The organism is Caulobacter sp. UNC358MFTsu5.1 (assembly GCF_000712075.1).
Classification (GTDB): Bacteria; Pseudomonadota; Alphaproteobacteria; order Caulobacterales; family Caulobacteraceae; genus Caulobacter.
Genome location: NZ_JONW01000012.1, coordinates 212,782 through 237,980, shown reverse-complemented (window position 1 = coordinate 237,980; position 25,199 = coordinate 212,782). Strand labels below are relative to the sequence as shown.

At 70.1% G+C, this 25,199-nt stretch carries 25 protein-coding genes; 12 read left to right on the top strand and 13 right to left on the bottom strand.

Annotation, left to right across the window (positions count from 1 at the left end; genetic code table 11):
- Positions 1 to 65 precede the first annotated feature (65 nt).
- Positions 66 to 2,354: a transglycosylase domain-containing protein gene (locus BR39_RS0123740; RefSeq protein WP_029916865.1), complete on the top strand. Its 2,289-nt coding sequence runs from the start codon at positions 66 to 68 to the stop codon at positions 2,352 to 2,354.
- 131 nt (positions 2,355 to 2,485) lie between these two features.
- Here BR39_RS0123740 and BR39_RS0123735 read toward each other — a convergent pair whose 3' ends face one another.
- From BR39_RS0123735 to BR39_RS0123720, 4 genes are all read right to left on the bottom strand, one after another.
- Positions 2,486 to 3,259, bottom strand: a complete 774-nt coding sequence (locus BR39_RS0123735; protein ID WP_029916863.1) for a FadR/GntR family transcriptional regulator — start codon at positions 3,257 to 3,259, stop codon at positions 2,486 to 2,488.
- Between the two features lie 76 nt (positions 3,260 to 3,335).
- Complete coding sequence (locus tag BR39_RS0123730; RefSeq protein WP_029916861.1) at positions 3,336 to 4,937, bottom strand: DHA2 family efflux MFS transporter permease subunit; 1,602 nt, start codon at positions 4,935 to 4,937, stop codon at positions 3,336 to 3,338.
- A gap of 39 nt (positions 4,938 to 4,976) precedes the next feature.
- Positions 4,977 to 6,107, bottom strand: coding sequence for an HlyD family efflux transporter periplasmic adaptor subunit (locus BR39_RS0123725; RefSeq protein WP_029916859.1), 1,131 nt, complete (start codon positions 6,105 to 6,107; stop codon positions 4,977 to 4,979).
- A 56-nt stretch (positions 6,108 to 6,163) separates the two neighbouring features.
- Positions 6,164 to 7,645, bottom strand: a complete 1,482-nt coding sequence (locus BR39_RS0123720; RefSeq protein WP_231499545.1) for an efflux transporter outer membrane subunit — start codon at positions 7,643 to 7,645, stop codon at positions 6,164 to 6,166.
- Between the two features lie 97 nt (positions 7,646 to 7,742).
- Between BR39_RS0123720 and BR39_RS0123715 the strand changes: the two genes are divergently transcribed.
- The 3 genes from BR39_RS0123715 to BR39_RS0123705 all read left to right on the top strand — a co-directional run bounded on the left by BR39_RS0123715 (position 7,743) and on the right by BR39_RS0123705 (position 9,562).
- Complete coding sequence (locus BR39_RS0123715; RefSeq protein WP_029916855.1) at positions 7,743 to 8,363, top strand: TetR/AcrR family transcriptional regulator; 621 nt, start codon at positions 7,743 to 7,745, stop codon at positions 8,361 to 8,363.
- A 134-nt stretch (positions 8,364 to 8,497) separates the two neighbouring features.
- Positions 8,498 to 9,127, top strand: coding sequence for a uracil phosphoribosyltransferase (gene upp / locus BR39_RS0123710; RefSeq protein ID WP_029916853.1), 630 nt, complete (start codon positions 8,498 to 8,500; stop codon positions 9,125 to 9,127).
- Between the two features lie 54 nt (positions 9,128 to 9,181).
- Positions 9,182 to 9,562, top strand: a complete 381-nt coding sequence (locus tag BR39_RS0123705; protein ID WP_029916851.1) for a response regulator transcription factor — start codon at positions 9,182 to 9,184, stop codon at positions 9,560 to 9,562.
- On the opposite strand, the gene BR39_RS0123700 is transcribed toward BR39_RS0123705, so the two are convergent.
- The 6 genes from BR39_RS0123700 to BR39_RS0123675 all read right to left on the bottom strand — a co-directional run bounded on the left by BR39_RS0123700 (position 9,559) and on the right by BR39_RS0123675 (position 15,540).
- Positions 9,559 to 9,906 (bottom strand): DUF2200 domain-containing protein, encoded by a 348-nt coding sequence (locus tag BR39_RS0123700; RefSeq protein ID WP_029916849.1) that lies wholly within the window; start codon positions 9,904 to 9,906, stop codon positions 9,559 to 9,561. The genes BR39_RS0123705 and BR39_RS0123700 overlap by 4 nt on opposite strands.
- 56 nt (positions 9,907 to 9,962) lie before the next feature.
- A complete protein-coding gene (locus BR39_RS0123695; RefSeq protein WP_029916847.1) occupies positions 9,963 to 11,417 on the bottom strand; it encodes a M6 family metalloprotease domain-containing protein in 1,455 nt (484 codons plus the stop codon).
- An 87-nt stretch (positions 11,418 to 11,504) separates the two neighbouring features.
- Positions 11,505 to 12,146, bottom strand: a complete 642-nt coding sequence (locus tag BR39_RS0123690) for a hypothetical protein (protein WP_035018975.1) — start codon at positions 12,144 to 12,146, stop codon at positions 11,505 to 11,507.
- Between the two features lie 186 nt (positions 12,147 to 12,332).
- Positions 12,333 to 13,610: an amidohydrolase family protein gene (locus BR39_RS0123685; RefSeq protein ID WP_029916842.1), complete on the bottom strand. Its 1,278-nt coding sequence runs from the start codon at positions 13,608 to 13,610 to the stop codon at positions 12,333 to 12,335.
- A 734-nt stretch (positions 13,611 to 14,344) separates the two neighbouring features.
- A complete protein-coding gene (locus BR39_RS0123680; protein ID WP_029916840.1) occupies positions 14,345 to 15,301 on the bottom strand; it encodes an SIS domain-containing protein in 957 nt (318 codons plus the stop codon).
- Complete coding sequence (locus BR39_RS0123675; protein ID WP_029916838.1) at positions 15,298 to 15,540, bottom strand: hypothetical protein; 243 nt, start codon at positions 15,538 to 15,540, stop codon at positions 15,298 to 15,300. The genes BR39_RS0123680 and BR39_RS0123675 overlap by 4 nt, the downstream gene beginning before the upstream one ends.
- Before the next feature lie 123 nt (positions 15,541 to 15,663).
- On the opposite strand from BR39_RS0123675, the gene gpmA reads away from it, so the two are divergent.
- The 3 genes from gpmA (at position 15,664) to BR39_RS0123660 (ending at position 19,162) form a co-directional block, all read left to right on the top strand.
- Positions 15,664 to 16,377 carry a 2,3-diphosphoglycerate-dependent phosphoglycerate mutase gene (gene gpmA, locus BR39_RS0123670; protein WP_029916836.1) on the top strand — a complete coding sequence of 238 codons (714 nt, stop codon included), beginning with the start codon at positions 15,664 to 15,666 and terminating at the stop codon, positions 16,375 to 16,377.
- A 121-nt stretch (positions 16,378 to 16,498) separates the two neighbouring features.
- Positions 16,499 to 17,758 carry a pentapeptide repeat-containing protein gene (locus BR39_RS0123665; RefSeq protein WP_029916834.1) on the top strand — a complete coding sequence of 420 codons (1,260 nt, stop codon included), beginning with the start codon at positions 16,499 to 16,501 and terminating at the stop codon, positions 17,756 to 17,758.
- Between the two features lie 141 nt (positions 17,759 to 17,899).
- The gene (locus BR39_RS0123660; protein ID WP_029916832.1) at positions 17,900 to 19,162 is read left to right on the top strand and encodes a pentapeptide repeat-containing protein; all 1,263 of its coding nucleotides are present in this window, start codon (positions 17,900 to 17,902) and stop codon (positions 19,160 to 19,162) included.
- Between the two features lie 90 nt (positions 19,163 to 19,252).
- Here the strand turns inward: BR39_RS0123660 and BR39_RS0123655 are convergent, their stop codons facing one another.
- Positions 19,253 to 19,717 carry an Hsp20 family protein gene (locus BR39_RS0123655; RefSeq protein WP_029916830.1) on the bottom strand — a complete coding sequence of 155 codons (465 nt, stop codon included), beginning with the start codon at positions 19,715 to 19,717 and terminating at the stop codon, positions 19,253 to 19,255.
- Between the two features lie 242 nt (positions 19,718 to 19,959).
- Here BR39_RS0123655 and BR39_RS0123650 point away from each other — a divergent pair, with 242 nt between their 5' ends.
- From BR39_RS0123650 to BR39_RS0123630, 5 genes are all read left to right on the top strand, one after another.
- Positions 19,960 to 20,802 carry a class I SAM-dependent methyltransferase gene (locus BR39_RS0123650; protein ID WP_029916828.1) on the top strand — a complete coding sequence of 281 codons (843 nt, stop codon included), beginning with the start codon at positions 19,960 to 19,962 and terminating at the stop codon, positions 20,800 to 20,802.
- Between the two features lie 91 nt (positions 20,803 to 20,893).
- Positions 20,894 to 21,784 (top strand): class I SAM-dependent methyltransferase, encoded by an 891-nt coding sequence (locus BR39_RS0123645; protein ID WP_029916826.1) that lies wholly within the window; start codon positions 20,894 to 20,896, stop codon positions 21,782 to 21,784.
- Positions 21,781 to 22,455, top strand: coding sequence for a hypothetical protein (locus BR39_RS0123640; RefSeq protein WP_029916825.1), 675 nt, complete (start codon positions 21,781 to 21,783; stop codon positions 22,453 to 22,455). The genes BR39_RS0123645 and BR39_RS0123640 overlap by 4 nt, the downstream gene beginning before the upstream one ends.
- A 90-nt stretch (positions 22,456 to 22,545) precedes the next feature.
- Positions 22,546 to 22,854 carry an SCP2 sterol-binding domain-containing protein gene (locus tag BR39_RS0123635; RefSeq protein WP_029916823.1) on the top strand — a complete coding sequence of 103 codons (309 nt, stop codon included), beginning with the start codon at positions 22,546 to 22,548 and terminating at the stop codon, positions 22,852 to 22,854.
- 3 nt (positions 22,855 to 22,857) lie between these two features.
- Complete coding sequence (locus BR39_RS0123630; protein ID WP_029916821.1) at positions 22,858 to 23,841, top strand: alpha/beta fold hydrolase; 984 nt, start codon at positions 22,858 to 22,860, stop codon at positions 23,839 to 23,841.
- On the opposite strand, the gene hisN is transcribed toward BR39_RS0123630, so the two are convergent.
- Both hisN and BR39_RS0123620 read right to left on the bottom strand, forming a co-directional pair.
- Complete coding sequence (hisN, locus tag BR39_RS0123625; RefSeq protein WP_029916820.1) at positions 23,816 to 24,652, bottom strand: histidinol-phosphatase; 837 nt, start codon at positions 24,650 to 24,652, stop codon at positions 23,816 to 23,818. The two genes, BR39_RS0123630 and hisN, sit on opposite strands and share 26 nt — an antisense overlap.
- Positions 24,653 to 24,706: 54 nt before the next feature.
- Positions 24,707 to 25,090 (bottom strand): helix-turn-helix domain-containing protein, encoded by a 384-nt coding sequence (locus BR39_RS0123620; protein WP_029916818.1) that lies wholly within the window; start codon positions 25,088 to 25,090, stop codon positions 24,707 to 24,709.
- Positions 25,091 to 25,199 lie beyond the last annotated feature (109 nt).

Here is a 25,199-nt window from a genome sequence, read left to right as displayed (position 1 = left end):
GCGGGTTGGCTGTGCTATTGGCGCGCTCTTGCTGGCGAACTTCCGCCTGAACGAGTGCGACCCGAATGTCCGACGCCGCCGACGACCGCGACCCCATCGACCCGACGCCGCCCCCGGAAGGGGCATCGGACGCGGTCGCCGAAGGGCCGCCCGTGGCCGAGGTCCTGGAAGCGGCGACGCCCAAGCGCAAGCCGCGCACCCGCAAGGCCAAGCCCAAGGTCGACGCTGCGCCGGCTGAGGTGGACGAGCCTGAGGCCGTCGCTGAGCCTGAGGCCGTGATCGCCGACCCGCCGGCGCCGGAAGTCTCGGAAGCCGTCGTCGAGACCGCCGAGGAGCCGGTCGAACCCGAGGCGGTCGAAACGCCCGAGCCCGAAGCGGCCGAACCGCCGCCTCCGCCGCCGGCCAAGCCGCCGATCTGGAAGCGGCGGCCCTGGCAGATCGGCGCCGCCGCCTCGGTGGCGGTCGTGATCGCCATCGTCGTGTCGCTGCTGTGGTCGCTGCCGTTGGGCCGGGCGCTGGAGCCCCTGGCCAATCCGACCCTGGTGATCGTCGCCTCGGACGGCTCGCCGATCGCCCGCCGCGGCTCGTACAAGGAGGCGCCGGTCGACGTCGCCAAGCTGCCCGCCTACGTGCCCGGCGCCTTCATCGCCATCGAGGACCGGCGCTTCTACAAGCACATCGGCGTGGACCCGAAGGCGATCCTGCGGGCCGTGGGGGCCAACGCCAAGGCCGGCGGGGTGTCCGAGGGCGGCTCGACGATCACCCAGCAGCTGGCCAAGAACGCCTTCCTGTCCAACAAGCGCACCTTCCGCCGGAAGATCCAGGAGGTGCTGATCGCCCTCTATCTGGACGCCCGCCTGTCCAAGGACGAGATCCTGTCGCGCTACCTGTCGTCGGTCTATTTCGGCGACGGGACCTTCGGCCTGGGCGCGGCCTCGCGGCACTATTTCGACAAGACGCCCGAGCAGCTGTCGGTGGGCGAGGCGGCGATGCTGGCGGGCCTGGTCAAGGCGCCGTCCCGCTGGGCCCCCACCGAGAATTTCGAAGGCGCCAGGACGCGGATGAAGACCGTGCTGGGGGCCATGGTCGACACCGGGGTGATCACCCAGGCCCAGGCCGACCGCGCCGAACGGCAGGTCCACGTCCAGGCCGGCCGCCCCAAGCTGCCGACCGGCTCGTACTTCGCCGACTGGGTGTTCCCGCAGGCCAAGGCGGTGTTCGAGAACACCTACGGCGAGACCGTGGTCCGCACCACCCTGGACCCGCGCCTGCAGGCCCAGGCCGAGAAGATCCTGAACGACGCCATCGCCCGCGACGGCAAGGTGTTGAACGTCACCCAGGGCGCGATCGTCGCCATGCGCACCGACGGCCGGATCGTCGCCATGGTCGGCGGCCGCGACTACAAGGTCAGCCAGTTCAACCGCGCCGACGCCGAGCGCCCGCCGGGATCGGCCTTCAAGCTGTTCGTCTATCTGGCGGCCATCCGCCAGGGCATGACCCCGACCACCCCGATCCTCGACGCCCCGGTCCAGGTCAGCGGCTGGACGCCCAAGAACCACGAGGGCAAGTACGCCGGCCGCGAGGTGCCGCTGATCACCGCCTTCGCCGCCTCGTCCAACGTGGCGGCCGTGCGCCTGGCCCACGACATCGGGCGCGACCCGATCGTCAAGACGGCGCGCGACCTGGGCGTCACCGATCCCATCCCGGACGACCTGACCCTGGCCCTGGGCACCGGTCCCATGAGCCTGGTGCGGCTGACGGCGGCCTATGCGGCCATCGACGCCGGCGAGGCCCCGGTGATCCCGCACGGCCTGGCCGACTGGAAGAAGCCCGCCAACGTCCACCCGCTGACCAAGGCCGAACTGGTCAGCATGCGCGACCTGCTGCGCTCGGCCACCCAGCGCGGCACGGGCATCGAGGCGGCCATCCCGGGCGCCTTCGGCAAGACCGGCACCAGCCAGGATTCCCGCGACGCCCTGTTCGTCGGCTATGTCGGCGACCTGGTGATCGGGGTCTGGGTGGGCAACGACGACAACAGCCCGATGAACGGCGTGGTCGGGGGCGGCCTGCCGGCCAAGATCTGGAAGAGCGTGGCCACCTACGCCGTCAATCGCGACGCGCCCAAGCCGGCCGAACCCGAAGGCGACGACGCCGTCTCGGCGGCCGAAGACCCGACCCTGCTGAACCCGGACGGGACGCCGGTGGACGGCGCGGTCCCGGTCGAGGGGGCTGCTCCGGCCGATCCGAACGCGCCGCCCGTGCCGGCGCCGGGCCCTGCGGCGCCTGCGGTTCCGGCCGCGCCGGTGGTCACCGCTCCGGCGGCGGCGCCCGCGACGGATCGCCCCGCCAACTAGGAGCTAAACCCGTTGTCATCCCGGAAGCCTCGCAGAGGCTGTCCGGGACCCAGGAGACTGGGCTGGCGCGGTGCGGTTCACCTGGGTCCCGGACAAGCGCTCCGCGCTTTCCGGGATGACAACGCTGAGCGCTACTTCGCCGCGCTGGCGGCGCGCAGCGCGATCTCCTCGCGCTTGCTGGCGAGGCGTTCGCGGGTCTGCTCCATGGCCTCCAGCTCGGCGGTCAGCAGCAGGTTCTCGATCAGGCCGCCCAGGTGGGTCTGCATGGCGGCGCGGGCGGCCTTGGGGTCGCGGGTGCGCAGGGACTCGATGATGTCCTGGTGCTCGTCGTTCAGCGGCCGCTTGCGCACGTGCCGGGCCTTTTCCAGCATCTGCATGCACAGGCGCGACTTGTAGCGCAGGTCCCAGGTGTTCTCGACCACGCGGACGATGGCGCTGTTGCGGGTGGCCTGGGCGATGGAGATGTGGAACTGGCGGTCGGCCAGTTCGGACTGCTCCTTGGTCGCCTTCTCGCTGTTCATCTCGGCCACCAGGGTCTCGAGATAGGCCAGCTCCTCGTCGGTGATCAGGGTGGCGGCCAGGGCGGCGGCCTCGCCCTCGAACAGGCGGCGGGCCTCGGCCTGGTCGAAGGCCCCGATGTCGAGGTCGCGCGGCGGCGGGGGCGGCTGGCCCCCGGCGCGGACATAGACGCCCGAGCCCTGGCGGGCCTCCAGCAGGCCGCGCATCTCCAGGGCGATCACCGCCCGGCGGATGGTGGGACGGCTGACGCCGAACTCCTCGGCCAGGTCGCGTTCGGACGCCAGGCGCTGGCCGGGCTGGTGACGGCCGTCGGCGATGGCCTGGCCGATGTCCGCGGCCACGCGCTGATAGAGGCGCAGGGGATTGGCGGCGGCCGTCGTCGTCATCTTCGTCTCAACCCTCTCGACAGCGCTATCTTAAGCGGCGTCGCGGCGGAAGGGTAGGGTGGTCTGGCCAGTTGGCCTAGTCCGCCGGGGGAGGCGCGCCGCCGCCGCTCATCGCCTTGTTGGTCAGCCAGATGCAGGGGATCAGCAGCACCGCCAGCCAGGCCGAGGCGCGGAAGAAATCCACCGTGGCCAGCAGGTAGGCCTGGTTGACCACCTGGGCGGTCGCCGCGCCCACCGCCTGGGCGTGGGACAGGCCCACGGCCTGCATGCGCTCGACCGCCGCCAGCCAGGCCGGGTCGTTGGAGCCCATGGTCTCGGCCAGGCGCGTCTGGTGCAGCGACTCGCTGCGGTCCCAGATGGTGGTGACCAGCGAGGCCGCGAAGCTGCCCGCGGTGATCCGCGAGAAGTTCGAGAGGCCCGAGGCCGAGGGCAGCTGGTGCGGCGCGATCCCGTTCAGCGAGATGGTCACCATCGACAGGAAGAAGGTGCTCATCGCCACGCCCTGCACCAGCATCGGCCAGACCAGGGCCTTGAAGTCGACGTCGGGCGTGAACTCCGAGCGCATGAAGAACGACAGGGCGAAGGCGGCCATCGACAGGCTGGCGGTCCAGCGGGCGTCGACCTTCTGCATGATCCGGGCGGCGAACGGCGTCAGGATCACCGCGACCACGCCGCTGGGGGCGGCGACCAGGCCGGCCCAGGTGGCGATGTAGCCCATGCGGGTCTGCAGCCACAGCGGCTGCAGCAGGTTGCTGCCGAAGAACACCGCGTAGCCCAGGCAGAAGGCCAGGGTGCCCAGGGCGAAGTTCTTGGACTTGAACAGCGACAGGTCGACGATCGGGTGCTTTTCGCCCAGCTCCCAGATCACCCAGGCGATGAAGCCGACGATGGCCACCAGCAGCTCGACGACGATGGCCGGTGAGTTGAACCAGTCGGCTTCCTTGCCGGTGTCCAGCATCACCTGCAGGGCGCCGACCCAGATCAGCAGCAGCATGAAGCCGGTGGTGTCGATCGGGACCTTGCGGGTGGGCGTCTCGCGGCTGGCCAGCGGCCGCCAGCAGAAAAAGGCGCAGATCAGGCCGACGGGCACGTTGATCAGGAAGATCCACGGCCAGGCGATGTTGTCGGAGATGTAGCCGCCCAGGATCGGCCCGCAGATCGGCGCCACCAGGGTGGTCATCGACCAGATGGCCAGGGCCGTCCCGCGCTTGTGGGCGGGGAAGATCATGATCAGCAGGGCTTGCGAGCCCGGGATCATCGGGCCCGAGACCAGGCCCTGCAGCAGGCGGAAGCCGATCAGCGAGGTCAGGCTCCACGAGATCCCGCACAGGAACGAGGCGATGGTGAACAGCAGCACCGAGACCACGAAGGTCTTCACCACGCCGTAGCGTCCCATCAGCCAGCCGGTCAGCGGCACCGAGACGCCGTTGGCCACGGCGAATGAGGTGATCACCCAGGTGCCCTGGCTGGTGCTGACGCCCAGATTGCCGGAGATGGTGTTGATCGAGACGTTGGCGATGGTGCTGTCCAGCACCTGCATGAAGGTGCCCAGCGCCAGGGCGATGGCGGTCACGCCCAGCGTGACCCCCGTCAGCGGCGCTGGGCCCGCCGCGGCGGGGGGAGCCGCGGCGGAACCCGGGGTGGGGCCCGTGGGGGGAGAAGAATCCTGGTCGGCCATGCGGCGCTTCCTTGGAGAGGCTTTACGGGCGCTTGCGGACTACTTGGAGGTGTCGATCGTGGCCTTCATCGACAGGCCAACGCGCAGCGGATGGTCCTTCAGCTCGGCCGGATCCAGCTGGATGCGGACGGGCAGGCGCTGGACCACCTTGATCCAGTTGCCCGAGGCGTTCTGGGCCGGGATCAGCGAGAAGGCCGAACCGGTGCCGCCCGACAGGCCCTTCACCGTGCCGTGGAACTTCACGCCGTGGCCGTAGAGGTCGGAGGTCAGGATCACCGGCTGGCCGATGCGCACCTTGTCCAGCTGCACTTCCTTGAAGTTGGCGTCGACATAGGCGTCGGTCGTCGGGACCACGGCCATCAGCGGCGTGCCGATCTGCACCTGCTGGCCGACCTGGACGTTCTTCTTGGAGACGACGCCGGCCAGCGGGGCGCGCAGCACGGTGCGGTCCAGGGAAAGCTGGGCGCTGGCCAGACGGGCCTCGGCGGCGGCGATCTCGGGGTTCTTGTTGGCGGGCAGGCCGGAGATCAGGGCGGTGTTGACCTCGCGATTGCCCTCGGCGGCGGTGCGGCTGGCCTTGGCCTGGGCTAGGGCGGCGCGGGCCTCGGTCACGGCCGACTGGGCGTTGGTGAACCGGCTCTGGGCGATGGTCAGCTCCTCGCCCGAGACCGCGCCGGAGTCCGACAGGGCCTTGCGACGCGACAGTTCCAGCCGAGCCTGCTCGAGGCTGGCCTGGGCGCCGGTCACGGCGGCCTCGGCGCGGGCGATGTCGGCGTCGCGGGCGGCCACCTGGCCGGCCAGGGCGTCGTCGCTGGCGAAGTAGCCCTGCACCTTGCGCTGGGCCTGGCCCAGGGCGGCCTGGGCGGCCAGGACCGCGATCCGGGCGTCGGAGTCGTCGAGCACCACCAGCGGCTGGCCGGCGGCGACGACCTGGGTCTCGGAGACCAGCACCTTGGCGACCGGCCCGCTGATCAGCGGCGTCACCTGGGCCACCTCGGCCCCGACATAGGCGTTGTCGGTCTCGACGTGATGCGAGCCGATGAAGACCTGGTAGAGGCCCCAGGCGGCGACGCCGACCACGACCACGGCCGCCAGGCCGCTCAGGAGTTGACGACGATTGCCCGTGGCCTTGGCGGCGAACTGGGCGGGGGAGGCGGTGGTGTCGGCCATGGGGGGAGGTCCTGAAGGCGCGAAAAGCGAAAGGGCGAAGGGGGGGCGGGTCGGGGTCAGGCCGGGGCGAAGCCGCCGCCCAGGGCGCGCACCAGGGCGACGTCCAAGGTCAGGGCGCGGCTTTCCAGGTCGGCGACGACCCGGCGCTGGGCCAGCACCGCCAGCTCGGCGATCAGCACGTTCTGATAGGTGGACAGACCCCCCTGGTAGCGCAGGCGGGCGATGCGGAAGCCGTCCTCGTTGGCGGCCAGGGCGGCGCGGCTTTCGGCCAGGCGGGTGTTCAGGGCGCGCTCGCTGGCGGCCACGTCGGCCACGTCGCGCAGGGCCTGGGTGACCGCGCCGTCATAGGCGGCCACCGCGCCGTCGCGGTCGGCCTCGGCGGCGCGCAGATTGGCTTTCAGGCGGCCGCCCTCGAAGATCGGCAAGCTGACGGCGGGGCCGACGCTGCCGATGTCCGAGCCGCTGTCGAACAGGTCGCTCAGGTGCAGGGCCTGCACGCCGATGCCGGCGGCCAGGTTGATGTTCGGATAGAAGGCCGCCTTGGCCTGGCCGATCCGCTTGCTGGCGGCCTCGGCGCGCCACTTGGCGGCCACCACGTCGGGGCGGCGGCCGATCAGGTCGGCGGCGAGGTTGGCGGGCAGGCCGAACGGCTTGAGATTGGCGACCGAGGGGCGGGCGATGGCCAGGCCGCGATCGGGTCCGGCGCCCAGCAGGGCGGCGAGGCCGTTGCGGGTCTGGGCGATCTGCTCGTCGATGGCGGCCAGCTCGGCGCGGGCGTTGGGCGGTCCGGCCTCGGCCTGGCGCAGCTCGCCGCGGGTGTCGAGGCCGTTGGTGACCCGGTCGCTGACCAGGGTCAGGGTTTCCTGCCGCAGGGCCACCGACCGCTCGGCCACGTCGCGTTCGGCGTAGAGCCGGGCGAGGTCGGCGTAGGACGCGGCGACCGAGGTGGACAGCATCAGCCGGGCCTGGGCGGCGTCGGCCTGGGCGGCCTTGGCTTCCGAGGTCGCGGCGGCGACGGCCGTGCGGTTCTTGCCCCAGAAGTCCAGCTCCCAGGAAAAGTCCAGGCTGAGCCGGCCGTAGTCGTTGTAGCCCTGGGGCACGAAGTCGGCGGGGATGCCGTAGTTGTAGCTCTGCTTGGCCCGCTCGACGCTGCCGTTGGCGCTGACGCTGGGCAGTTGGGCGGCCTTGGCCTGGTTGGCCAGGGCCTGGGCGCGGCGCAGGCGGGCCTCGGCCTGGGCCAGGGTGGGCGAACCGGTCAGGGCCTCGTCGACCAGGGCGTCCAGCTGGGCGTCGCCGTAGCCCTTCCACCAGGCGTCGGCCGGCCAGGCGGCGGCGTCCGAGGCGGGCAGGGTCTGGGCGGTGGCATAGGCCTCCGGCGCCTTGGCGACCCGGGCGGGCGTCGCCGCCGGCATCGTCGCGCAGGCGCTGGTCAGCAAGGCCGCCATCAGGATCGAGACGGTGACGCCGACTTCGCGCGACCTCGGCGACTTGGCGACCCGGGGGGAGGCGAAGGGCTTGTCCAGGGCGTTGGAAGTCATGAGCGCCGACCTTGAATTGACCGTACTGTACGGTCATATGTGGCGCTGATATAAACGCGAGCTTGACGGGATCAAGGGGGACCCGGAAGGAAAACAAATGATGCAGGACGTGAAGCCGCGTCTCGACCGAGACGCCCGCCGCGAAGCCATCCTCGACGTCGCCAGCGACGTCTTCCTGGAGGAGGGCTACGCCAACGCGTCCATGTCGACCATCGCCGCGCGAGTCGGCGGGTCCAAGGGCACGCTCTACAATTACTACAAGAACAAGGAAGAGCTGTTCGCCGCCTATGTGGTTCGCCACTGCGCCTGGCAGCGCGACGCCATGTTCGAGATCGAAAGCGACCTCAGCGACATCCGCGAGGCCCTGATCAAGACAGGCCGCATCTATCTGTCGATCGTGCTGAGCGACTTCAGCATGGCCAATTTCCGGGTGATCGTCGCCGAGGCCCAGCGCACGCCGGAGATCGGCCACGCCTTCTACGAGGCCGGCCCCCGCAGCGGCGCCAAGCGGCTGGGCGCGACCCTGCAGAAGGCGGTCGACAGCGGCCAGCTGAAGATCGACGACACGGTCCACGCCGCCCACCAGTTCATCGGCCTGTGCCAGAACCGCCTGCTGAAGGCGCGGCTGTGCGGCGCCATGGCCGAGCCGACGGCCGAGGAGATCGACCGCGAGGTGCTGCCCGCCGTCCGGGTGTTCCTGGCCGCCTACGGCGCCTAGACGTTTTCCGCTTGGCGGGACGGCGCTTAGACGGCACTTGGTCCGCTGAGGGCGTCGCCGCCCGCGAGAAGGAAGTGGGCGTCGCCGCCCGCGAGAAGGAAGTGGGCGCCGCGCCCGCGAGAGGGAACTTGGCCATGCAGGGCGTCACCGTCGTCGATCACCCCCTGGTCCGCCACAAGCTGACCCGGATGCGCGACAAGCAGACCTCGACCAAGACCTTCCGCGCCCTGATGCGCGAGACGGCGACCCTGCTCTGCTACGAGGTCACCCGCCACCTGCCGACCCACACGGTCGAGATCGAGACGCCCGTCGCCCCGACCAAGGCCGAGGAGATCTCGGGCAAGAAGCTGGTCTTCGCCCCCATCCTGCGCGCCGGCCTGGGCATGGCCGAGGGCATGCTGGACCTGGTGCCCTCGGCGCGAGTGGCGCACATCGGCCTGTTCCGCGACCCGGAGTCGCTGGAGGCGGTGGAGTACTACTACAAGACCCCCGAGGACATCGCCGACCGCCTGGTCATCGTGGTCGACCCGATGCTGGCCACGGGCCACACGGCGGTCGCGGCCCTGACGCTGCTGAAGCGGTCGGGCGTGACCGACCTGCGCTTCGTCTGCCTGGTCGCCTCGGTCCAGGGCGTGGAGACCCTGCGCGCGGCCCATCCCGACGTGCTGATCTGGACGGCGGCGGTGGACGCCGAACTGAACGATCACGGCTACATCGTGCCCGGCCTGGGCGACGCCGGTGACCGGACTTTCGGCACCCGCTGACGAAAGACGGGCCGCCGTCTTCCTCTGGTCAAGCTCGGGCGTTAAGGCTGTTCCATGCCGTTCACGCCGCCCCTGATCTTCGTCGCCGACGACGACCCCGTCACGCTGGAGCTGATCCAGATCACGCTGGCCGGCGAGGGCTTCTCCGTGCGCGCCTTCCCGTCGGTGGAGCCGATGCTGGAGGCCTTGGCCCGCGAGGCGCCGTTGCTGGTGCTGCTGGATGTGCGCATGCCCGGACAGAGCGGGCTGGACGGCCTCAAGGCGATCAAGGATTCGCCGGACGGCGCGGCCTTGCCCGTGCTGATGCTGACCGGCGACGGGCGCCTGGACCGCATCGTCCAGGCCATGCAGCTGGGCGCGGCCGGCTATGTGATGAAGCCCTTCGAACCCAGGCAGCTGGCCGCCAAGGTGCGCGAGGTCCTGGCTGGAGCCTAGGCCCGCAGGATCTTGTCCATCGCCTTGCCCTTGGCCAGCTCGTCGATCAGCTTGTCCAGGTAGCGGATCTCCCGCATCAGCGGGTCCTCGATCTCCTCGACGCGGACGCCGCAGACCACGCCCTTGATCTCGGCCCGCGCGGGGTTCAGCCGGGGCGCCTGGGCGAAGAAGGTCTCGAAGTCCGTCTTGTCGGCCAACTGGGCGGCGAAGGCCTCGGGGCTGAAGCCGGTCAGCCACAGGATGATCCGGTCGACCTCGGCCCGGGTGCGGCCCTTTCTCTCCGCCTTGGCGACGTAGAGGGGATACACGCTGGCGAAACTCATCTTGTAGATGCGGTGGGTCATCGCGCGCTGATCCGCTGAGGCCGGGACCTCCAACGGTTAGCACGTTTCGACGCGCCCTAGGCGTCCAGGGTGATGTCGATCTTCATCTGGTCGTCGCCGGGCGTGCCGACCACCTTGATGCTGACCCCCGACCATTTCGAGCGCGGCATGTTCAGCGGCGGCTTGGTCTTGCGCCCCAGCTCGGCGTTGCCCAGCGAGGGATACAGGTCGTTGGAGTCGCCGCGATTGCCCTGGCCGAAGATCTTGGCCAGGTCGCGCCGGTTGTCGGCCTGCATCAGCTCGATGGCCAGGCGGCCCTCGTCGTTCACGTCCTCGACCGCCTCGTCGACCACGTAGACGGCGATCCCCTGGTCGGGGAGGAAGGCGTCCTGCTGCCGCTTTCGCCGGTATTCCACCAGCAGGTACTGGCTGTCGGTCATGAAGGCCGAGTTGCGGATCACCACCGGCGCGCCGCCCTCGGCGGCAGGCTTGAGCACCACGCCCTTCTTGCTCTCCATGATGATGTCCGGCTCGACCCAGCCGTGGAACATCCGCAGCATGCCGTTGGGATAGACCGGGGTCAGGCCGGAATTGCCCCACGAGCCGGCGGCCATCAGGCAGTAGTTGCCAAGCCCGTTGGACTGGGTGCTCTGGGTGGCGCCGGTGTCGTAGTAGTCGGCCCAGCGCGCGGCCAGGTGGCCCCACTCATGGGCGCAGACGCCGACGCGGCAGTCCTCGGGCACGGTCAGGTAGGTGCTGACCGACAGGCCGTGGCCGACGTCCACTCCGTCCGGGATGATCCACTTGTGGCTCCAGATGTCGTTGCGGTCGCCGGTGGTCTCGGCGCCGCCGCCCGCGTGGATTACGAACAGAGCCGTGATGGTCCCTTCGCCCAGGGCGTCGAAGCCGGCGAAGTCGACCCCCGCGAACTTGGCGGCCAGCACCGCGTCGCGCGCCAGGGCCGGGGCGTTGCGCGGAAAGTTGTCGCTCATCCCCGAATTGCCGTCGGCGTAGAAGGTGATCGGGTTGGGCATCCGGAACCAGCCGTGGACCTCGCCGGCGACGTCGATGCCGGGACCGTCCTCGGCCGTGCTGTCCTTCGTCCAGCCGCTGACCTGGCGGTAGAAGTCGCGCATGCTGCCCGACGGGAAGGCCCCGACGCTGAACAGCATCTGCTCGTACATGCCGGGGCTGTGATCGTCCCCATGCGGACGATCGGGGAAGTCGACCAGCAGCACCATGGTGCGGATCTGGCCGGTCAGCTTCTTGGACGGCTGGTCGATCCGCAGCGGGCCCTTGATCCCGCCCAGCCGGACCTGGCCGTCGTCCAGCCCCACATTGTTGGGGCCCCGCCGGCTGGCGCGCCAGACCTTGTAATAGGCTTCGAAGGTCATGTCCTTGTCGAGCCGACCCTCGGCCAGCAGCGACAGGTACCGCGCGTAGAGCTGCGAGATCAGGCCCGGCGAGGCCGGGACCTCGCACTGGGCGCGCCGGCAGGCGCATCCGGAAAACGGCTTGAACGCATAGCGCATGGAACCCTCCGCGAGACGCCCGACGCGGCCCGCACAGTGTCCTAAAAGTGCATGTCAGGCAAACTCAACCATATGGAGATGTTCGCGCTAGAACGGCCACCATCCGCGCCACCAGTTCACCACGCCGTCCCAGAAGGCCGCCAGGCGCTCCAGCGGGCCGGGCGCGGCCTGGGGGACGACGGGCTTGGGCGGCGGGGCGGGGACGAACCAGCTGGGCGCGGCGGGCGGCGCGCAGTTCATCCGCATGCCCACGCCCTTCAGATAGCCCCGGCGGACGCCGCCGGCCCGGATCGCCGCCTGCACCGCCTTGTCGTGTCGGCTGGCGCCGGTCAGCTTCCGCACCCAACCGCGGAAGGGCAGGACGTGCTGGGTGGTGTTGCGCACCTCGCCGACGCCCGCCCCGTAGGCGGCGTCGGCGACCTTCTTGCCGCGCGAGCGGGTGTCGGGCGGCGGCGCCTCGTCCAGGTCCGGACCCAGGGCCGCGTCCAGCCGGCCGATCTCGCCGGCGATCCCCTCGCAGCGGGTCAGGTCCTCCAGGTCGTAGGGGTTGTCGACGGCCCGCAGCAGGACGGGCGGGATAGCGGTGCGCTTGAGGTTCAGGTCCTCCAGCGGCGCGGCCACGGCGTCGCGCAGGGTGTCCTTCTGCTGCAGCGTGCCGGGATCGGACGCATGAGCGGGACCGGCCAGCAGAAGGGCCGTGATCAGGGATGGAAGAAGCAGCCGACGCATGCCCCGAGTTCTCCCAGCTTGAGCGTACGGCGCAAGAGGAAAGCAAAATCGGTTGTCATCCCGGAAGCCTCGCAGGCTGTCCGGGACCCAGGGGACTGGGCTGGCGCCTTGAGGTTCACCTGGGTCCCGGACAAGCGCTGCGCGCTTTCCGGGATGACAACGGAAACTTCCCGTTAAGGCCTGGGCTCAGGGCCGCCGCACGATCGCGCCGTCCTTCATCACGAAGGTCACGGCCTTGGTCGCCTCGATATCCTTGGTCGGGTCGCCGGCGACCGCCACGATGTCGGCCAGGAAGCCCGGCTTCAGCCGGCCCAGGTCGTCCTGGCGGCGCAGGACCTTGGCGTCGACGGCCGTGGCGGCCAGCAGGGCCTGGACGGGGGTCATGCCGTCTTTGACCATCCAGACCAGCTCGCGGGCGTTGTCGCCATGGCGGAACACGCCCACGTCGCTGCCCATGCCGATGGTCACGCCGTTCTTGAGCGCGAGTTTGAACGCGCGCTCGGCGGCCTGCATGGCCGGGGTCGGCGGGGTCTTGCCGGCGACATAGCCCTGGAAATAGGTCGAGGTCGCCTCGCTGGCCGTCAGGGTGGGGAAGAAGGCCACGCCCTTCTCGGCCATCAGCTTGAAGGTGGCGTCCGAGCCGCCGTAGCCGTGCTCGATGGTGTCGACCCCGGCCAGGATCGCCCGGCGCATGCCCTCGTCGCTGGAGGCGTGGACCGAGACCGGGCGACCGCTGGAATGGGCGGCGTCGACCATGGCCTTCAGCTCTTCCAGGCTGAAGGTCGGCTGGGTCGAGCCGTCGGGGCCGACGCGGTAGTCGGCGTAGATCTTGATCCAGTCGGCGCCGGCCCCCGCCTGCTTGCGCACCGCGCGGACGGCCTCGTCGATCCCGCTGGCCTCCTGGGCGCCCTGGGGCAGATCGGCGTCGGGGTTGTAGTTCCGGCGGGCCGGGCCGTAGGCGCCGGTGGCGACGATCGCCCTGGTGGCCACGAACAGGCGCGGGCCGGGGATCAGCCCGTCCTTGATGGCCTTGCGGAGCGAGACGTCGGCCACGCCCGCGCCCTCGGTGCCCAGGTCGCGCAGGGTGGTGAAGCCGGCGTCCAGGGTCGCCTTGGCCTGGACCGTGGCGCGGACCACGCGATAGTCCGGCGCCTCCTTCAGCACCTGATCGTCCCACGAGGTCTCGTTGTAGGGATGCAGCAGCAGGTGGCTGTGCAGGTCCATCAGGCCCGGGATCACCGTGGCGCCGGGCAGGTCGACCACCTCGGCGCCGGTCGCGTCCAGGCTGGCCGCCGGTCCGACGGCGGCGATCCGGCCGTCCTTGACCAGCACGCCCCAGCCCTCGTGCGGCGGCCCGGCGTCCTCGGCGGTCCAGACCCGGGCGGGCTTGAGCAGGATCGGCTGGGCGGCCTGGGCGATGGCGGGCGCCAGGATCAGGGCGAGGGCGGTGAGGAGAGGGCGCATGGGGGACTCGCGGAGGAGATGGGGCAGCTAAGCTGATTTTCGGGCTTGGCCCAAATCTGGAGGGACACGCGCGACGGGGACACGCCCTTGGGCGTGTCCCCAAGACTTGGCCCCGTGCATGCCGATGGGGACACGCCCGAGGGCATGTCCCCGGCTGAGCGACTTACGCTCGGCGGATAGCGAACGAACTCCGGCGATTTCAAAGCCTTAAACTTTCTCGACCGAACTTGTCCTCACCCTTCCAGGCGCCCGTATCCTGATCCCACCTGAAAGCACGGGAAGGGCGTCCGGCCGGCGACCGAACGGCTCTCAGGGGTGGACGAGCGGGAAGCGCTCGCCGGTGGTCTTGAGTGACGCCTTCGCGGCGGTCCTGGGCAGGTTCTTCTGTGAAGACGAAACCCAGGCGGCGGAGGATCGGCGGACGCAACAGGCCTGGGCTGAAATCGCCCAGGCGGTCCGGGGTGCGGCCAGCACCCCGCCCGTCGGGGGCGTAAAGCGGGAGCGGGTTAAAACCCCGCGTCTCGAACGCTCACCGGGTAACGGCTCCGCGCGAAGCGCCTGTCTTCGTCGAAACGGTATTCAAAACTGCAAATCATCCGGGCGAGGCCCGGGCGCTTCGCACCCTTCCCATCACCCGCCGGGCTTCCCGGCCAGGGACATGCGCTCGCGCGTGTCCCCATCAGCCTCCACGGAGCCAGGTCTTGGGGACACGCCGCAAGGGCATGTCCCCGGCCTCAGATCACGCCGGCCCGCAGCAGGTCGTGCACGTGCAGGATGCCCACCGGGCGGCCGTCGTCGACCACGAACAGGACGGTGATGCGCCGCTCGTTCATCAGCTTCAGGGCCTCGGCCGCCAGGGCGCCGGGCGAGATGGTCAGGGGCGCGCGGGTCATGACCTCGCCGGCCACGTGATCCATCAGTCCGTCCATGTGGCGGCGCAGGTCGCCGTCGGTGATCAGGCCGGCCAGGGTCCCGTCGGGCGCCACCACGCCCACCGCGCCGAAGCGCTTTTCGCTCATCTCGAGCAGCGCCTGGGGCATGGGCGCGTCCTCGCGGGTCAGGGGCAGTTCGCCCTCGCCGTGCATCAGGTCGCCGACCGTGCGCAGCATGGCGCCCAGCTTGCCGCCCGGGTGGAAGACGCGGAAGTCGCTGGCCGTGAAGCCGCGCCGCTCCAGCAGGGCCACGGCCAGGGCGTCGCCCAGGGCCATCTGCAGCGTGGTCGAGGTGGTCGGGGCGCTGACCTCGGCCGTGGCTTCCGGCGCGTCGGGCAGCAGCAGCAGGATATCGCCCGCCCGGCCCAGCTGGCTGTCGGCCACGGCGGTGACGGCGATGATCGGGATCGAGAACCGCTTGGCGTAGGCCAGGGTGTCGGACAGCTCGCGCGCCTCGCCCGACTTGGACAGGGCCAGGACCACGTCGCCCTGGCCGATCATGCCCAGGTCGCCGTGGCTGGCCTCGGCGGCGTGCACGAACATCGCCGGCGAGCCGGTCGAGGCCAGGGTGGCGGCGATCTTGCGCGCCACGTGGCCCGACTTGCCGATGCCGGTGCAGACGACCCGGCCCTTGGCGTCGAACAGGGCCTCGACGGCGCGGACGAACGACTCGTCCAGGGCGGCCGACAGGGCCGACAGGGCCTGGGCCTCGGTGTTCAGGACCCGCTGGCCGACGGCGATGGCGTTGAAGGCGCTCACGGGGCGCTCGCCGCCGCTTCGCGGGCGTCGCTCATCTGCTGGCGGGCCTGCTGATCGCGCTGGGCCGCGGCGTCCTTCTCGCGCTGGATCTTCACGCGCATTTCCGGCGTCTGCTGGATCGGGACCGAGCCGAACGGACCCGGCGAGCGGGCGCCGTAGCCTTGCGGCCAGACGAGCGAGAACGCGATCAGGGCCAGGCCGATGAGCGCCAGGAAGGGCATGAGGATGCGATCGGGCATGGCCTGCCTATAGCACGCCGCCCGGAGGAGAGAAGGGCGAGAGAAGGGCGACGGCGGGGGCAGGGCGCTTGACGCGAAGGCGGCCGGGGCTTAGCCCGCGCTCCGACACATCCTGGAGGTCCGATGCCCGTTCTCGTCCTGCTCCGCCACGGCCAAAGCCAGTGGAATCTCGAAAACCGCTTCACCGGCTGGGTGGACGTGGACCTGACGGCCGAGGGCGAGGCCCAGGCCCGCAAGGGCGGCGAGCTGATCAAGGCCGCCGGCATCGAGATCGACGACGCCTTCACCTCGGTCCAGACCCGGGCCATCCGCACCTGCAACCTGGCGCTGGACGCGGCCCAGCAGAGCTTCGTGCCGGTGACCAAGGACTGGCGCCTGAACGAGCGCCACTACGGCGGCCTGACCGGGCTGAACAAGGCCGAGACCGCCGAGAAGCACGGCGAGGAGCAGGTCACCATCTGGCGCCGGTCCTACGACATCCCGCCGCCGGAACTGGCCCCGGGCGGCGAGTACGACTTCGGCAAGGACCGCCGCTACGCCGGCAAGGACCTGCCCAGCACCGAAAGCCTGAAGACCACCCTGGTGCGCGTGCTGCCCTACTGGGAGGCGGCCATCGCCCCCAAGCTGAAGGCCGGCGAGACCATCCTGGTGGCCGCCCACGGCAATTCGCTGCGCGCCATCGTCAAGCACCTGTTCAACGTGCCCGACGCCGACATCGTCCACGTCGAGATCCCGACCGGCAATCCGCTGGTCATCGACCTGGACGCCGGCCTCAAGCCGACCGCCGCGCGCTATCTCGACGAGAGCCGCGCCCAGCCCCTGCCGACGGCGCGCTGACACGGTTCGGGACGCCGGGGCAAGCTGGGCCTCGGTGTCCCGAAATACTTGGAAACTCAGCGTTAATCCGGCATGACGCATTGTCGGAGTCCAGCCCTTCGGGGAGTCGATACGAGCAGCCATGAGCGCCCCTCCCGCGGCAGGCCAAGAGCACAAGCGCCTGACGCAGCACGATGTGGACGTGATCTGCGCCAAGCATGACCGTCTGTGGTCGGCTCGGATGGGCGGCGCTCGCGCCGTTTTCGCTTTCTGCGATCTCTCGGGCCTGTCGGTCGCCGGCCGCAATCTGTGCGACGCCGACTTTACCGGCGCCCTGATGGTCGGCTGCGACATGCGGCGGGCCAAGCTCGACAACGCCACCATGTACGGCGCGGACATGCAGGGCTCGGACCTGACCGACGCCTCGATGCGCCGCACCGACCTGCGCGGCTCCAGCCTGCGCGGCGCCAACCTGACCGGCGCCGACCTGTTCGAGGCCGACCTGCGCGAGGGCCAGATCGCCGCCGCCGACCGCAAGGAAGGCTACCGCATCATCGAGCCCGTCCAGCGCGAGGCCCAGGCGACCGGCGCGATCCTGGCCGGCGCCAACCTGGAACGCTCGCGCCTGTCGGGCATCATCGCCACCAAGGCCGACTTCAGCGACGCGATCCTCAAGGACGCCAAGCTGGTGCGCGCCAACCTCAAACAGGCCAATTTCAACGGGGCCAACCTGGCCGGGGCCGACCTGTCGGGCGCCAACCTGGTCGGGGCCGACCTGCGCAACGCCGTGCTGGTCGGCGCCAAGACGATGTCCTGGAACATCAACGACACCAACATGGACGGCGCCCTGACCGACAAGGCGTCGGGCAAGGACGTGTCCGAGATGCCCTACGAGCAGATGATCGCCGACCACGCCAAGTGGTGCGAGACCGGCGGCGCCGAGGGCAAGCCCTCGGTGTTCGACAAGGCCGACCTGCGCAATCTGAAGTCCGTGCGCGGCTTCAACCTGACGGCCCTGTCGGCCAAGGGGGCGGTGTTCTACGGCCTGGACATGGAAAGCGTGCAGATGCAGGGCGCGCAGCTGGAGGGCGCCGACCTGCGCTCGTGCAACCTGCGTCGGGCCGATCTGCGCGGGGCGCGGCTGAAGGGCGCCAAGCTGGCCGGCTCGGACCTGCGCGAGGCCCAGCTGGGTCCGCTGCTGATCGGCCGCGACCGCCTGCTGCCCAGCGACCTGACCGGGGCCCTGCTGACCAACGCCGACCTGGCCCGGGCCGACCTGCGCCAGGCCTGCCTGAGCGGCGCCGACCTGTCGCGCGCCAACTTCACGAACGCCCTGCTCAAGGACATCGACGTCACCGGCGCCATCCGCCTCGGGGCGCGCGGCCTGGACGACGTGATCTAGCGCCAAGGTAGCGCTAACGGCGAATTTTCCGAGATTCTTCCGCGAAAGTTGCGGCAAAACGGCGCGGCCTTAACGCTTCGCTCGTCGATCGCCGTTATTCCTCAACAGGATCAAGGGGTTTTCGGGGGACGTGCGTAAGACATGAGCGCGGCGCAGAGCATTGCGGGACGGCGGCGACTGAGCCAGGCCGAGCTCGACATGATCGTGGCGGCGCACGAGAAATTCGTCACGGGCAAGCAGGGCGGCAAGCGGGCTTCGCTGCGCTTCATGAACCTGTCGGGCCTGGACCTGTCTTTCCGCAACCTCGCCGACGCCGACTTCTCGGCCTCCATCCTCGACGGCTGCCGCATGGTCCGCACGCGGCTGGAGCGGGCCAACCTGTTCGGCGCCGACCTGCGCAAGGCCGACCTGCGCCAGGCGGTGCTGGTCCGCGCCGACCTGCGCGGCGCCTGTCTGCGCGGTGCGAACCTGTCGCAGGCCGACCTGACCCAGGCCGATTTCCGGGAAGGGCAGGTGGCCATCCCGCATCCCCGCAAGGGACTTGAGACGGTCCGTCACGAAAGCCGCAATGGCGAGGTCGACGAGGTCAACTTCTCGGGGGCGACCCTGGACGGCTCGCAGTTCACCGGGGTCTCGGCCTTCAAGGCCGACTTCAGCGACTGCTCGCTGCGCGGCGCCAAGCTGTCGGGGGCCAATCTCAAGGAAGCCAATCTGAGCGGGGCCATCCTGGACGGCGCCGACGTCAAGGGCGCGAACCTGGAAGGCGCCAACCTGACCGGCGCGGTGATGGCGGGGGTCGACACCTCCACCGCCCGCACCAGCGGCGCGGCGATGCAGGGCTGCCTGGCGGCCTCCACCGAGCGGGCCCTGTCCCGCGTCGAGGAGATCCACCGCCGCTGCCTGGCCAACCAGGCCTGGTGCAAGACCGGCGGCAAGGAAGGCGAGCCCGCGCGGCTGGACGGCGAGGACCTGCGTCCGCTCGGCGACCGGCTCAAGGGGCTGCGGCTGACGGCGATGAGCGCGGCCGGCGCCTGCATGGTCGGGATCGACCTGTCCGGAACCCAGCTGCAGGGCGCGGACCTGCGCAACGCCGACCTGCGCATGGCCAATCTGCGCGGCGCCGACCTGCGCGGCGCCAAGCTGGCCGGAGCCAACCTGACCAAGGCCGACCTGCGCCAGGCCTTCCTGTCGCCCCTGCCGCTGGGGCCCGAGCGCAAGACCCTGGTCAACCTGAAGGCCGCCCGGCTGCGCTACGCCCTGGTGCAGGCCGCCGACCTCAGCGAGGCGGTGCTCGACGGCGCCGACCTGCGCGGCGCGGATTTCACCGGCGCGCGGCTGAGCAAGACCAGCCTGCGGGACTGCGACCTGGGCCAGGTCCAGGGCCTGGACTTCGCGCCGGCCTGAGCCGGTCCTCGACGGCCAGAAAAAAGGGCGGCGCCGGAGCGCCGCCCTGCAAAGTCTAGAGGGGAGATACGGTAACGCGCGAAGGTGGTGTTAGGCTGCCTTCTCGCCTTCGATCTTGTCGCCCTCGATCAGGGGCGCGCCGGCCTTGATCTCGATCGTGCGGGGCTTGAGCGCCTCGGGCAGCTCGCGCTTCAGCGAGATCGACAGCAGGCCGTCGGAAAGGGCCGCGTCGGTCACGACCACGTAGTCGGCCAGCTGGAAGCGGCGCTCGAAGTTGCGCTCGGCCAGGCCGCGATGGAGATAGCGCTTGGTCTCGTCATTGGCCGGCTTGCGACCGGTGACGGTGAGAAGGTTCTCCTTCACCTCGATGCCGAGCTCTTCCGGCTTGAAGCCAGCGACGGCGATCTCGATGCGGTACGCGTTCTCGGCGGTGCGCTCGATATTGTAGGGGGGATAGCCCGAGGCGGCTTCGTTCGAGGCGGCGTCCAGCAGGGCGGCCAGGCGGTCGAAACCGACGACGGAGCGGTACAGGGGCGACAGGTCGATCGTACGCATGATGACATCCTTCTTTCAAAGCAAGGTTGTTCAATAGGTTCAGACCCTTGGCGACCCGAATTGGCGTCGCCGGCGATCTGGAAGGCCCGGGTTCCCAGCGCCTTCGAAACCAAGGTGGTGAGCCGTTTTTCGACTTCAAGGGGTTGAATGGGCAGCTTGACGGTGAATCGCTTGATCGCCGTTCGCTCACCGTTAAGGTCGGCTCGCCCCGGCCCCTTGGCCCGCCTTGGAGAGCTCCGACGATGACCTGCCGCCGCCATCTCCTCCTGTTCGCCGCCGCGACGCTTTGCCTCTCCGCCACGCCGGTCTTCGCCGCCGACGCGGCGCTGCAGGCGGCCATCGCCTCGCCCGACCGTACGCCGGCCAACGTGGCCCGCGACGGCGCCCGCCATCCCTATGACAGCCTGACCTTCTGGGGGCTGAAGCCCAAGCAGACGGTGATCGAGGTCTCGCCGGGCGGCGGCTACTGGACCGAGATCCTGGCGCCCTACGCCAAGGCCACCGGCGGCGTGTACGTCGCCGGCGTCGCCGACCTGGCCAATCCGAAGATCTCGGACGGGGCCCGCAAGGGCAGGGCGAACTTCGAGATGCGCTTCATGGATCCGGCCAAGTACGGGACCGTGCGGTTCGTGAACTTCGGGCCGGTGGCCGGCCCCCTGGGCGCGGCGGGTTCGGCCGACCTGGTGCTGACGGCGCGCAACGTCCACAACTGGACGGTCCAGCCCGGCGTGGCCGACAAGATCTTCGCCGACTTCTTCGCGGTGCTGAAGCCGGGCGGTATCCTGGCCATCGAGGACCATCGCGCCGATCCCAAGTCGGAGAGCGACAAGGGCGCGGACGGCTACCTGGCGACGGCCACGGTGGTGGCCCTGGCCGAGAAGGCCGGGTTCAAGCTGGACGCCAGCTCCGAGATCAACGCCAACCCCAAGGACACCAAGGACCACCCGTTCGGGGTCTGGACCTTGCCGCCGACCCGGCAGACCGCGCCCAGCGGCCAGCCGGCCGATCCGGCCTTCGATCGGACCAAGTACGACGCCATCGGCGAAAGCGACCGGATGACGCTGCGCTTCCGCAAACCGGGCTGACGGCGGACGAGCGGGACTTTGACCGGCCAGGGCGCCGTTTCGCCAAGGTCGGGTGCATGATCGGGGGCGTGAAGTGATGGCGGGTGGCGGCATGGGTCCGAGAGTTCGATGGTCGCGACGAGGCTTGCTGACGGGCGCGGCGGCGCTGAGCCTGGCGGGATGCGGCCGTAAGGCCGCCAAGCCCGAGGACGCCAAGCCGGCGGCCAAGACCGGGGTCATGACCCTGAAGGACGCGACCCAGGGCGACTGGCGCTCGCCCGCCGACAAGGCCCGGGACGCCTGGCGTCATCCCGTCGAGAGCCTGGAGTTCTGGGGGCTCAAGCCGGGCCAGACCGTGGTCGAGTTCTGGCCGGGCACGGGCTGGTACACCGACATCCTGGCGCCCTATCTGGCCGCGACCGGCGGCAAGCTCTACGCCGCCTCGCTGCAGACCGACCTGCCGGACGACCCCGCCGCCAAGGCGGCGGTCGAGGCCTATCAGCGCAAGCTGGCAGACAAGAAGAAGGTCTATGGCGACGTGACGATCACGGCGTTCGGGCCGACCAGCGGTCCCGTCGCGCCGGCCGGCTCGGCCGACCTGGTGCTGTTCCTGCGCAACCTGCACAACTGGATGGCCGCGGGCTTGGCCGAGAAGGCGTTCCGCGAGGCCCTGACCGCCTTGAAGCCCGGCGGCGTGCTGGGGATCGAGGAGCATCGCGGCGAACCAGGGCGGGTGCAGGACGTGCTGGCCGCCGACGGCTACGTGCAGCAGGCCTATGTGATCGAGATGGCCAAGGAGGCCGGCTTCGTCCTGGCGGGCGAAAGCGAGATCAACGCCAATCCCAAGGACACCAAGGACCATCCGTTCGGCGTCTGGACCCTGCCGCCGACCCGGCTGTCGGCGCCGCGCGGCGAGCCGGCCGAGCCCGGTTTCGACCACGCCAAGTACGACGCCATCGGCGAGAGCGACCGCATGACCCTCAAGTTCGTGAAGCCCAAATGAGCCTGAGCAAGCGCGCCGTCGCCTCGGTTCTCGTCTTCCTGGCCCTGGCGGCCGCGATCCCGTCCGCGGCGTCGGCCCAAGCGGGCAAGGTCGCGCCCGCCGGCAAGGTCTTCTCGTTCCTGGAGGCCTTCCTGAAGGTGCCGGCCGCCGAGCGGTCCAGGATCAGGGTGTCCTACGCCCTGCTGCGCGACGGCAAGCGGGCGAACGGCGTCAAGGCGACCCTGATCGAATCCAACGGCGCGCGCACTCCGCTGCCGATCGACGGGGAAGGGCGCTTCGAGCGCACGCCCACCCTGGCCCAACTGCAGGCCAAGGCCCAGGTCGGCTTCGATGTGCCGGCCGACACCAAGCTGGGCTCCAGCATGCTGCTCGACCCGGTGCTGAAGCCGGCCGCCGAATACGACGCGCGGGAGCTGGTCGCCACGGTTGAGGAGTCCAACAGGACCATCCGCAAGGCCGCCGGCCCCATGGCCCTGATGGCCCCGCAGATGGACGGGCTGACGTTCAAGGCGGTCGATTCCGGGGTGGCGATCTTCCCCAACGGAAGCTCCAAGCCGTTGCCCGCCGGCGCGGGCGGCGTCGTTTTCCAGCCCGACCAGTTCAAGGGCGCGTCCCGCGTCCGTTTGGCCAAAACCCCGGCGGCGGTGGACTATTTTGTCACAAAGAAATAGCCGGCCGCGCGTCTGAACAGTGTTTACTCGCCGCGATCCAGCGGCCAGTGTGCCGCCCAGAATCCACGCGCCACAGAGGGAGACGCGCACATGGCTACGTTGCAGGAAATCACCGATCGTATCAAAGGCGCCGTCGGCGACGACAGCGGCCTGGGCAAGAGCCTGAAGTTCGACCTGAAGGACGCCGGCGTCATCCACATCGATGGCGGTTCGGTGACCAACGAAGACAAGCCCGCCGACCTGACCATGACCCTGTCGATGGACGACCTGCTGGCCATCGGCGCCGGCTCGCTGGACCCGACCATGGCGGTCATGACCGGCAAGCTGAAGCTGTCGGACATGGGCACGGCCATGGCCCTGCAGTCGAAGATGGCGGCTCTCTTCGCGAAGATGCGCTGATCCATGGGGGACGCCGCGTCGCTGGTCTCGATTCCCGAGGCGCCGGTCCCCGATCATGGAAAGGCAGAGTGGTTCAGCGGCGCGGACGGGGCGACCCTCCGCGCCGCCTTGTTTCAGCCCGAGGGTCATCCCCGGGGATCGGTGGTGCTCAGCCCGGGCCGCAGCGAGCCGATCGAGAAGTATTTCGAGGTCGTCGAGGACCTGCTGGCGCGCGGCTTCGTGGTGCTGGTCCATGACTGGCGCGGCCAGGGGCTTTCGGCCCGGGGCTTGCCCGACCGCCTGAAGGGCCACGCCCGGGGCTTCAAGACCTTCCTCGCCGACCACACGGCCCTGCTCGACGTCTTCGAGGCGCGACTGCCCAAGCCCTGGATCGCTCTGGCCCATTCGATGGGCGGCTGCCTGGCCATGCTGGACCTGGCCCACGGCGAGACGCGTTTCTCGGCAGCGGTCCTGTCCGCGCCGATGCTGGGGCTGAACACGGCCGGCGTGCCGCCTTGGGTGGCCGCGCCCCTGTCCTGGACCCTGTCGCGCGTCGGCCTGTCCGGCGCCTATGTGCAGGGCGGGCGCTACGATCCGCTGGCCCAGACCTTCGTCGGCGACGCCCTGACCCACGACGAGGCGCGGTACGACCGTTACGTGGCCCAGCTGCGCGCCGATCCACGCATCGCCCTGGGCGGCATGACCTGGGGCTGGGCGGACTTCGCCATCTCGGCCTGCGCCTGGCTGCGGGGGGCGGGAAGGGTGGAGACCGTCACGATCCCCGTGACGATCGTCGGCGCCGAACTGGACAACCGCGTGCTCAATGTCGACGAGCAACGGATCGCCGCCCGTCTTCCGAACGGGCGCTATGTGGAGGTGCCGGGAGCCTTCCACGAAATCCTGATCGAGACCGATCCGCGCCGGGAGGTCTTCTGGCGGGCCTTCGACGAGACCGTCGACCGGGTCGCGCCGCGCGAGCCGCTTATTTCGCCGAACGTCTCAGACTGACCAGGGCCTCGTCCAGGCAGCGGCGGTCGCCGGAGATCACCATCTGGCCGCCGTCGGGGCCGATGGGCTCGCCGCGCCAGTTGGTGACGACCCCGCCCGCGCCCTCGATCAGCGGAATGGCCGCCTCGACGTCCCACGATTTCAGGCCGGCCTCGATGACCATGTCCATCTTGCCCATGGCGACCATGGCGTAGGCGTAGGCGTCGCAGCCCAGGCGGGCCAGCTTGGCGGCGGCGCGCACCTGCCGCCAGGCGCCCAGCTCGGCGCCGTCGAAACAGGCTTCGGGATCGGTGGTGGCGATGACGGCGTCGGTCAGGTCGGCGCACTCGCGCACCTGGATCGCCCGCTCGCCGCCCCGCGACAGCAGGCGCGAACCGGCGGCCGAGCCGATGAAGATCTCGCCCGTATAGGGCTGGCCGATCGAACCCAGCACGGAGCGGCCCTGATGGCGAAGGCCGATCAGGGTGGTCCAGAGCGGCAGGCCCGAGATGAAGGCGCGCGTGCCGTCGATCGGGTCCAGCACCCAGACGAACTCGGCGTCCGGGCGGTCCTCGCCGTATTCCTCGCCGATCACGCCGTGATCGGGATAGCGCTCGGCGATCAGCTTGCGGATCGCCGCCTCGGCGCCGCGGTCGGCCTCGGTCACCGGGTCGAAGGCGGCGTGGCTGTCGCGCGGCAGGTTCTTGCCCGCGCCCTTGTCCTCCAACCCGTGGTCGGCCCGGAACAGCGGCAGGATCGCCGCGGCCGAAGCGCGATTGAGGTCGACGACGAAGGCGTCGAGTTGAGCGAGGTGATCGGCGGCGAGGGTCATAGGGCGGGATTTAGCCCGCCCTTCGACTCGACGCCACCGTTCACGATCTCGATCCTAGGCTTCGATGGGCTCGCCGCCGTTCAGCGACTTGGCCAGGTCCAGCAGGCGCCGACGCGGACGCTCGCCCAGCAGGTAGTAGGCGCGGACCAGGTCCAGCGTCTCCTTGCGGGCGAACATCTCGCCGCCTTCGGCCTCGGCGGCGGTTTCCTTCATCGCACGGTCCGACAGGCCGTCGTAGAAGTAGCCGACCGGAACCTCCAGCGCCTCGGACAGCTGCCACAGGCGAGCGGCCGAGATGCGGTTGGCGCCGCATTCGTACTTCTGGATCTGCTGGAAGCGCACCCCGACGGTGCCGGCCAGCTGTTGTTGAGTCAGGCCCAGCAGACGGCGCCGACGCCGCAATCGCTTGCCCAGATAAACATCAATGTCGTTGCCCATGATGACGCCCCGATTTCATGTTTCCGTCCCAGAACGGAACGGCCTGGGTTGGCATCCGCAAGTCGCGTGCCGGGCGAACCCCGCGCGCCGACACACGCCGCGAGTCCCA

What these genes read in the sequence shown, in the direction of transcription:
- BR39_RS0123740 (WP_029916865.1), top strand. Translation starts at nt 66, where the DNA reads ATGTCCGACGCCGCCGACGACCGCGACCCCATCGACCCGACGCCGCCC.
- BR39_RS0123735 (WP_029916863.1), bottom strand. Translation starts at nt 3,259, where the DNA reads ATGACGACGACGGCCGCCGCCAATCCCCTGCGCCTCTATCAGCGCGTG.
- BR39_RS0123730 (WP_029916861.1), bottom strand. Translation starts at nt 4,937, where the DNA reads ATGGCCGACCAGGATTCTTCTCCCCCCACGGGCCCCACCCCGGGTTCC.
- BR39_RS0123725 (WP_029916859.1), bottom strand. Translation starts at nt 6,107, where the DNA reads ATGGCCGACACCACCGCCTCCCCCGCCCAGTTCGCCGCCAAGGCCACG.
- BR39_RS0123720 (WP_231499545.1), bottom strand. Translation starts at nt 7,645, where the DNA reads ATGACTTCCAACGCCCTGGACAAGCCCTTCGCCTCCCCCCGGGTCGCC.
- BR39_RS0123715 (WP_029916855.1), top strand. Translation starts at nt 7,743, where the DNA reads ATGATGCAGGACGTGAAGCCGCGTCTCGACCGAGACGCCCGCCGCGAA.
- upp (WP_029916853.1), top strand. Translation starts at nt 8,498, where the DNA reads ATGCAGGGCGTCACCGTCGTCGATCACCCCCTGGTCCGCCACAAGCTG.
- BR39_RS0123705 (WP_029916851.1), top strand. Translation starts at nt 9,182, where the DNA reads ATGCCGTTCACGCCGCCCCTGATCTTCGTCGCCGACGACGACCCCGTC.
- BR39_RS0123700 (WP_029916849.1), bottom strand. Translation starts at nt 9,906, where the DNA reads ATGACCCACCGCATCTACAAGATGAGTTTCGCCAGCGTGTATCCCCTC.
- BR39_RS0123695 (WP_029916847.1), bottom strand. Translation starts at nt 11,417, where the DNA reads ATGCGCTATGCGTTCAAGCCGTTTTCCGGATGCGCCTGCCGGCGCGCC.
- BR39_RS0123690 (WP_035018975.1), bottom strand. Translation starts at nt 12,146, where the DNA reads ATGCGTCGGCTGCTTCTTCCATCCCTGATCACGGCCCTTCTGCTGGCC.
- BR39_RS0123685 (WP_029916842.1), bottom strand. Translation starts at nt 13,610, where the DNA reads ATGCGCCCTCTCCTCACCGCCCTCGCCCTGATCCTGGCGCCCGCCATC.
- BR39_RS0123675 (WP_029916838.1), bottom strand. Translation starts at nt 15,540, where the DNA reads ATGCCCGATCGCATCCTCATGCCCTTCCTGGCGCTCATCGGCCTGGCC.
- gpmA (WP_029916836.1), top strand. Translation starts at nt 15,664, where the DNA reads ATGCCCGTTCTCGTCCTGCTCCGCCACGGCCAAAGCCAGTGGAATCTC.
- BR39_RS0123665 (WP_029916834.1), top strand. Translation starts at nt 16,499, where the DNA reads ATGAGCGCCCCTCCCGCGGCAGGCCAAGAGCACAAGCGCCTGACGCAG.
- BR39_RS0123660 (WP_029916832.1), top strand. Translation starts at nt 17,900, where the DNA reads ATGAGCGCGGCGCAGAGCATTGCGGGACGGCGGCGACTGAGCCAGGCC.
- BR39_RS0123655 (WP_029916830.1), bottom strand. Translation starts at nt 19,717, where the DNA reads ATGCGTACGATCGACCTGTCGCCCCTGTACCGCTCCGTCGTCGGTTTC.
- BR39_RS0123650 (WP_029916828.1), top strand. Translation starts at nt 19,960, where the DNA reads ATGACCTGCCGCCGCCATCTCCTCCTGTTCGCCGCCGCGACGCTTTGC.
- BR39_RS0123645 (WP_029916826.1), top strand. Translation starts at nt 20,894, where the DNA reads ATGGGTCCGAGAGTTCGATGGTCGCGACGAGGCTTGCTGACGGGCGCG.
- BR39_RS0123640 (WP_029916825.1), top strand. Translation starts at nt 21,781, where the DNA reads ATGAGCCTGAGCAAGCGCGCCGTCGCCTCGGTTCTCGTCTTCCTGGCC.
- BR39_RS0123635 (WP_029916823.1), top strand. Translation starts at nt 22,546, where the DNA reads ATGGCTACGTTGCAGGAAATCACCGATCGTATCAAAGGCGCCGTCGGC.
- BR39_RS0123630 (WP_029916821.1), top strand. Translation starts at nt 22,858, where the DNA reads ATGGGGGACGCCGCGTCGCTGGTCTCGATTCCCGAGGCGCCGGTCCCC.
- hisN (WP_029916820.1), bottom strand. Translation starts at nt 24,652, where the DNA reads ATGACCCTCGCCGCCGATCACCTCGCTCAACTCGACGCCTTCGTCGTC.
- BR39_RS0123620 (WP_029916818.1), bottom strand. Translation starts at nt 25,090, where the DNA reads ATGGGCAACGACATTGATGTTTATCTGGGCAAGCGATTGCGGCGTCGG.